Annotated in this window: 1 protein-coding gene; it reads right to left on the bottom strand. The window is 59.0% G+C overall.

All coding sequences use genetic code 11. The features are described 5' to 3' along the window. Positions 1–8,508 (bottom strand): amino acid adenylation domain-containing protein (locus tag AC3G2T_RS38460; RefSeq protein WP_488438786.1); only part of this gene is annotated, 8,508 nt, incomplete at both ends.

The raw sequence follows: 8,508 nt of genomic DNA, 5'->3' as shown, positions 1-8,508 counted from the left end.
GCAGCACCTGTGCGCCGGAATCTTCGAGGATGTAGCGAATCCGCTCCTCGGGATACTCGGGGTCGATCGGCACGTAGGCGCCTCCGGCTTTCAGAATCGCGTAGATGCCGACGATCATCTCCATCGAGCGCTCGGTCAGGATGCCGACCTTGCCGTCCGGCCCCACGCCTGCGGCGCGCAGCCTGCGGGCCAGCCGGTTCGCCCGCTCGTCCAGCTCGCCGTAAGTCATCACGGCGTCTTCGAAACGCACCGCCGTTTTATCCGGCGTACGCGCAGCGTGCTCCTCGAACATCGCGTGGATCGTCGTATCGCTCGGATACACCGCCGCCGTGTCGTTGAACTGCTGGATGATCAGCGTTTTTTCCGCCGGAGTGATCAGCTCCAGTTCGTTCACTTTTGCGTACGGATTGTCCGCAATTTGTTCCATAAGCTGGAGCAAGTGATGCTGGATTTGCTCCACCCCGTCGCGATCGTAGACAAGCGCATTGAAACCGAAGTCGATGATCGTTTCGTCGCCCGGCATAACCGTCAGCGTAAAGTCGTAGTTCGTCTGCTCGGACATTTCCGCGTTCAGGATTTCGAACGAATTGCCGTCTTTATCGCCAAGCTGCTCGATTTGCCGCTCAAGCGGGTAATTTTCAAAGATGAGAATGTGGCTGATCAAATCTTGCTTTTGCACGGTTTGCGCCTGAATTTCATAGAGCGGATGCGTATCGAAAGCTTGGGAGGCGATCGCCTTCTCCTGGTTCCGTTCCAACAGCTGCGCGAACCGTTCTTCTCCGGTACATGCGATTCGCACCGGAATCGTATTGATGAACAGCCCGATCATGCTCTCGATGCCCGGTATTTCCGCAGGTCTTCCCGAAACGACGCTTCCGTAAACGACATCCGTACAGTTGTTGTACCTTTGCAGTGCGATGCCCCAAATCGTTTGCATCAGCGTGCTGAACGTAACATGATGCTGCTTCGCGATGCGATTCAGCTTGCCGCTCAATTGTTTACCGAGCACGCTGGTAAGCTTCTCGCCCGCATAGCCCGCCGGTTTTCCGGCGCCAAGACGGTACGGAATTTCCGTTTGCTGCTCGAACCCGGATAAATACTGCTTCCAGTAATCCGCCGCAAGGACGCTGTCCTGTTTGTCCAGCCATTCGATATAACGGCTGTACGGCGTAACTGCGGCAAGCTCCGGCTGACGGTTTTCAAGGATCGCAAGGTACGTGCCGAACACCTCGTTGTTGATCAGGGACAAGCACCAGCCGTCCATAATGATGTGATGGAAACTCCAGATGAACGAGTATGCTTTCTCGCCCGTATGCAGAACCGCTACGCGCATGAGCGAATCCGCCGCGAGGTCAAACCCGCGAAGCTTATCCTTCGCCGTAAATTCCGCGATATAAGCGTTCTGCTCCGACTCGCTCAGACCGCGCAAATCTTCATAGCGGCACTCGCCGCGTTTATTCCGGTACACCATTTGCATCGGCTCTTCATCCCACGCCTGGCTAATGCCCGTGCGCAGAACGGCGTGTCGCTGCGTCAGCAGTTCCAGGCTTTGGCCGAAGGCTGCGATGTCAAAGCTTCCCGCCAAATCGAACGTCGCTTGCTCGAAATAGGCGCCGGACTGCGGGTCCATCACGCTGTGGAAGTACATCCCTTTCTGCATCGGGGTGAGCGGGTACACATTTTCCAGCTCGCCGATATGCGAAGTCCCTTCGCGCAGCCGATCCAGCTCGCCAATGCTCAGCCCTTTCAGCATAACGTCGCTTGGCGTCAATTCCGGCGACTGCTTGGCGGCGCAGTGTTCAATAATTTCCTGCAAGCTTGCGCGCAGCAACCCGGCCAGTCGTTCTATCGTCGCCCGCAAAAATGTTTTGCCGCTGTACAGAAGCGTAAGCGTCAGCCTGCCGTCCGCGACGATGCCGTTGATGCTCAGCGCGTGGTTCATCACGTTGCTGCCGCTGACGGAAAGTCCTGTCGCAAGCGCAGAAGGCGTAATCCCGCCATCTTGCAGCTTTTGGTCGAATTGGCCCAAGTAGTTGAAGCTGATTTCCGGCTCGGCGCGGAGCTGTTCGCTTTCGGACAATCCGGACAAATACCTCAGCATCCCGTATCCGATCCCTTTGCGCGGAATGCTGCGGAGGTCTTCTTTGACCCGCTTGATCCGCTGCGCCAAATCGCCGCCGGGCTCCGTACGGAGAAGCACCGGGTACTGCGTCGTAAACCAGCCCACCGTACGGCTGATATCGATATCCGGACGGACGGCTTCGCGGCCGTGCCCTTCCAGACTGACCAGCGCCTGCCCGCAGCCTGTCCATGCGTGCAAAGCCATGCCGAGCGCAGTCAGAAGCAGATCGTTCATTTCCGTGTTATAGGCCCGATGAGCCTGTTTCAAAAGAAGTTCGGTTTCCGCATCCGTCCATTCCACGCTGACCGTATCGCTATCGCCGATCGCCACCCTGCTTGTTTGCGCCAAATCTTTGGGCAGCGGCTTGACTTCCGCCCGATCGACCTGCTGCCAGAACGCCAGCTCGCTCTCCGCCGCGGTACTGCCGGCTTCCTGCTTGAGCGTTTGCGCCCAGGTGCGGAACGAATCCGTTTTGCGCGGCAGACGAATGGACTCGCCTCTCGCCGCCTGCTCGTATGCGGCCTCAAGATCTTCGAACAGGATGCGCCAGGACACGCCGTCTACGGCCAAGTGATGAATCGCGATCAACAGATGATCGCCGTCCGCGCATCGGAACAAGCCCAGCTTCATCAGCGGTCCTGCCCCAAGATCGATCGAGCTTTGCAGCCTGTTCGCGATCGCTTCGACAGCTTCCGCCGCCTGCGGCTGATCTCTGAGATCGTGCGTTTCCAGATGGTACATGTCGCCCTCGTGGGCAGCCCGGCCCCACGCTTCGCTTTCCTGATCGTCCAAGCGGTAGATCATGCGCAGCGCGTCATGATGCTCTGCGATTTTGGAAACCGCGCGGCGCAGCGCCGGTTCGTCGAATCCTTGCGGCCTATGGAGCATCACGGCCTGATTAAAGTGGTGCGGAGCCGCAAATTGCTGCTCCATGAACCACATCTGGATCGGCGTCAGCCCCACCGCTCCGGTCACTTCGCCCTGATCCGCCGCATGGCCGGCCGCTTGCAGATAAGGGCCGACTTCCGCAATCGTCGGGTAAGCGAACAGATCTTTCATGTCCAGCTTGTAGCCTTCCTGCAGCAGCCTGGAGGCGACTTGAATGGACTTGATGGAATCGCCGCCGAGCTCGAAGAAGTTATCGTGAATGCCGACGCTTCTCGCGCCCAGAACGCTCTGCCAAATGGCTGCGAGCACCTGCTCGGCCGCTGTACGCGGCGCCGCATAAGCCGACTCCGCCTGATTGCCGCCGTCCGGCGCAGGCAGCGCTTTGCGGTCGATTTTATCGTTCGGCGTCAGCGGCATCTGCTCCAGCTGCGTGAAATAGGACGGCACCATGTAGCCCGGAAGCGCCGCGCCGAGCACGCTGCGCAGCTCGCTGACGGCGAGTTTGCGGCTCGCTACGTAATAGGCGCACAGCTGATTGACTCCGGCAGCGTCTTCCCGCGCAATGACGATGACTTCCTGTACATCGTCAATCCGCAAAATTTGCGCTTCGACTTCGCCGAGTTCGATGCGGTAGCCGCGGATCTTCACTTGATGGTCGATCCGGCCCATGTATTCGATGCGGCCGTCCGGCATCCAGCGGGCAAGATCGCCTGTGCGGTACATCCGCTCGCCGCTGAACCGGCTGATCACGAATTTTTCGTCCGTCAGCTCCGGACGGCCCAGATAGCCGCGGGCAAGGCCCGGTCCGGCTGCGCACAGCTCGCCCGGCACGCCGACCGGCAGCAGCTGCCCGTACGGATCGACGATGTAGACATGATGGTTCGGCATCGGACGGCCGATCGAAATCAGGCTTCCCGCATCGGGGTCGGACGAAACCGGCCAGATGGAGGTCGCCACCGAGTTTTCGGTAGGTCCGTAGCCGTTATAATAATCCAGCTTGTCTTTCCATTTCTGGATCAGCTCACCTGATGTCGCCGAACCCGCCGTGAACAGGATGCGGAGATCCGGCATGCTGTCCGGCTCCAGATAAACCGCGTAAGTCGGCGGCAATGCGGCTATCGTGATGGCATTTTCGACCATATAGCGCTCAAACAATTGATAGTTCAGTATCGTCTCGGACGTCGGCACGTACAAGGCCGCTCCGCAGAAGAGCGCCTGGAACATATCCCAGCATGCGGCGTCGAAGGAAAGACTCGCAAACAGCAGGGCGCGGTCGTTCGTTCCGATACGGAGGGTACGGTCATAGTAAGCTTTCAGGTTAGCCAGTCCGCGATGCTCGACCAGCACTCCCTTCGGCTTACCCGTCGTGCCCGACGTGTAAATGACATAAGCGAGATCGTCCGCAGTGACGACCGGAGCCAGATTCGCTCCGTCGTCACTGTACGCCAGACGGTCGTCCAGTTCGACAACGGCGGCTTGGCTAACGGCGGCCTGCCCGCTCAGACGGCCCTGCGTCAGCAGCAATTGGGCCCCTGAATCTTCCAGCATGTAGCGAATGCGGTCTTTCGGATACTCCGGATCGATCGGAACGTACGCGCCGCCCGCTTTCAAGATAGCGAACACGCCGACGATCATCTCCAGCGAACGCTCCGCCATCAGCCCGACCAGCACATTCGGTCCGACCCCCATGCTGCGCAGCGTCCGCGCCAGCCGGTTGGCCCGCTCGTTCAATTGCATGTAGGTCAGCTTGCTGTCTTCGAAGAACACCGCAGTTTGATCCGGCGTCCGTTCCGCCTGCTCTTCCAGCAGCTGATGAATCGTCTTGTCGAGCGGCGAAGGGACGGCTGTAGCGTTGAAATCGTCGGAAATTTGCGCCTTCTCTTCGGCGGTGACGACTTCCAGCTCATGGACGCGGATATCGGGATTCGCCGCCACCTGTTTGAGCAGGTTGATCAAATGGCCCTGAATCCGCGCAACGGCTTCCTTATCGAACACCAACGCGTTGTATCCGACGTATATTTTCATCGAATCTCCGGGCAGCACGACAAGGTTGAACGGATAGTTCGTTTGCTCGACCGTCTGCACGCCTTTCATGGCGATTTCGCTGCGGCCGCCGCCGTCAAGCTGTTCGATTTGCTCTTCCACCGGGTAGTTTTCAAAGATCAGAATATGCTGGATAAGCTCCTGCTTTTGCTCCGTGCGCCCCTGAATCTCATAGAGCGGGTACGTATCGAATTCGTGGGAGGTGATGGATTGCTCCTGCGTCTTCCGCATGACTTCGGCAAAAGTTTCTTCCGCCCCGCAGCGGACGCGGACCGGAATCGTATTGATAAACAATCCGATCATGCGCTCGACTCCCGGCAGTTCTTCGGGACGGCCCGACACGACGCTGCCGAATACAGCGTCATCGCTGCCGTTATAGCGCTGAAGCAAAATGCCCCAGACCGCTTGAACGAGCGTATTGACGGTTACTTGATGCGTTTTCGCAGCCCGATGGATGCTTTCCGTCAGCTCTGCGCCCAGCTCGACATCCATTCGCTCCGATACGTAGCCTGCGCTTTTCAGCTGCTGCGGCTTGCCGCTCGGCACGACAGTCTGCTGCTCGTAGCCGGCCAAATACCGCTCCCAATAAGCTGCCGCCGCCCCTTGATCCTGCCGCTCCAGCCATTCGATATATTGACTGTACGGCTGTACTTCGGACAGCTTCGGTTCCAGACCGCCGACAATCGCGAAATACGCTTCGAACACTTCTTCGGCGACCAAAGAGAGGCACCAGCCGTCCATCACGATATGATGGAAGCTCCAAATGAAGCGGTATTTCTGTTCTTCCGTGCGCAGTATGGACACCCGGAGCAAAGAATCGCTATAGAGATCAAACCCTTGCGCTTTGTCCGCAGCTGTGAATTGATCGATATACGCCTCGCGCTCCGCCGGACTCATGTCCGTAATATCCGCATAGAAAAGCTTGCCCGGTTTGTTGCGGAGCACGATTTGCACCGGCTCTGCCTTCCAGCCCGTCACGAAGCTTGTCCGCAGCGCCTCATGGCGCGTTACGAGCAGATCAAAGCTTCTCGCAAAAGCTTCGACATCGAAGCGGCCTTCCAGGTCGAACGACGACTGCTCGAAGTAAGCGCCCGAGTTCGGGTCCATCATGCTGTGGAACAAAATGCCTTTTTGCATCGGCGTGAGCGCGTATACGTTCTCGAGCCGGCCGATGGACGCGGTTTGCGCCACGAGCTTATCCAGCTCTTCGATGGAAAGCCCTTTGTACGACACATCGCTTGGCGTCAGCTCCGGCTCTGTTTGGGCGGCGCAGTGTTCAATCACATCGTGCAGGTTGCTTTGCAGCGCCGCTGCCAGCCGTTCCATCGTCTCTTTGCGGTATTGCTTGCCGCTGTAACGAATCGTAAGCTGCAGCTCGCCATCCGCAATCATGCCGTTCAAATCGAGCGTATAGCGCAGCTCCGCGTTCGCACTCGACGATTCTCCGCCGGCATACGGCGACAGGCGGATGTCCTGCTCCTGCATGTCCTGATCCAGCTGCCCCAAATAGTTGAAGCTGATCTCAGGGTTCAGCGTGAAGCCGCTTCTTTCGCCGCTTGCGGCAGCTTCCGGCATATACCGAAGAATGCCGTAGCCGATCCCTTTTTGCGGAATGCCGCGCAGCTGCTCTTTCGTCTGCTTGATCCGGCCGGACAAGCTGCGGTCCGGCAAAGACGTCAGCACAACCGGATATATGCTCGTAAACCACCCGACCGTACGGGTAATGTCGATATCCGGAACGATCGCCTCCCGTCCGTGTCCTTCCAGATTGATGACGGCCTGCTCCACGCCCGCCCAGTCGTAAAGGGCGCCGCCGACTGCGGTCAGCAGCAGCTCGTTCACTTCCGTGCCGTAAGCGCGGTGGGCTTTTTTGAGCAGCAGCTCGGTTTCCCGCTTCGTCCATGCGACCGTAATCAGTTCGCTGTCGAGCTGAAGCGGCCGCTCGTGCGCGAAATCTTTGGGCAGCGGACTATAAACCGTCTGTTCGACCCGCTCCCAGTACGCCCGCTCACGCTCCAGCGCCTCGCTTGCCGCATAGCTGGAAAGCCGCTGCGCCCAGGCTTGGAACGAATCCGTTTTAAGAGGCAGACGAATCGTTTCGCCTTGCAGGAACTGCCCGTAAGCCGCAGCGAGATCTTCGAACAAAATGCGCCAGGATACGGCGTCTATGGCCAAATGGTGCACAGCGATCAGCAAGTGGTCGCCATCCGTGCAGCGGAACAATCCGAGTTTCAAAAGCGGTCCTTCGCCAAGCTTCATCGAACCTTGAATGTCGGTCGACTTGGACTCGACGATTGCTGTGCAGTCGGGTTCGTGCTGCAGATCGGCGACAACGAGTTCGAACAGCTCTCCCTCGCTTGCGCTCCGGTATCGCGCCTCATGAACGCCGCCGTCCGTCGGGAACACCATCCGCAGCGCGTCGTGATGCTCGGCAATTTTCTTCATGGCGGCGCGCAGCGCGCCTTCATGGAACCGCTCCGGCCGGTACAGCATGACCGATTGGTTAAAATGGTGCGCATCCGTCTGATGATGCTCAAAGAACCAGCGCTGCACCGGCGTTAGCTCGGCCGCGCCCGTAACTTCCCCTTGGTCGGCAATGCGCGTCAGCGTCTTGATATAAGGGCCCAGAGCCGCTATGGTCGGGTACTTGAACAAGTCCTTCATGTCCAGCTTGTAGCCCGCCTGCAGCAATCGGGACGATACTTGAATGGATTTAATCGAATCTCCGCCCAGATCGAAGAAATTGTCTAAAATGCCTACCGCACCGACGCCCAAAACGGTTTGCCAAATCGCGCAAAGCGTCCGCTCCACGTGCGTGCGCGGTGCGGCGTATTCCGCTCCGCTGCGGATGCCGGCATGCGGCTCCGGCAGCTGTTTGCGGTCGATTTTGCCGTTCGGGCTGAGCGGCATCTTGGCAAGCTGCACGAAGAACGACGGCACCATGTAGCCCGGCAGCTCCTGCGACAACGCTGCGCGAAGCCGGTCGGCGGACAGCTCTTGGTCCGCGACAAAGTAAGCGCACAGCTGTTTTTGCCCTTGACCGTCCGTACGGGCGACGACGACCGCTTCATCCACGTGCTCCACGTTCAGCAGCTGCGACTCCACTTCGCCCAGCTCGATCCGGTAGCCGCGGATTTTTACCTGGTGGTCGATCCGGCCCAGGTATTCGATATTGCCGTCCGGCAGCCAGCGCGCCAAGTCCCCGGTCCGGTACATCCGGCCCCCGTCCGCGAACGGATCGGCCACGAATTTCTCCGCCGTCAGCTCCGCACGGTTCAGGTAGCCCCGCGCCACGCCGACGCCGCCGATGCACAGCTCCCCGGCCACACCCACAGGCTGCAATTGCAGCGTGCCTTCTTTCACGATGTACAGCCGCGTATTGTGGATCGGCTTGCCGATCGGGATGACCGGATAATGCACATCCGGCTCGCAGTCGAAGTACGACACGTCCACCG

It is taken from the genome of Paenibacillus sp. sgz302191, from assembly GCF_057749925.1.
Note: the sequence above shows the minus strand (reverse complement) of the source record. Positions and strands in the feature narration are given on the sequence as shown.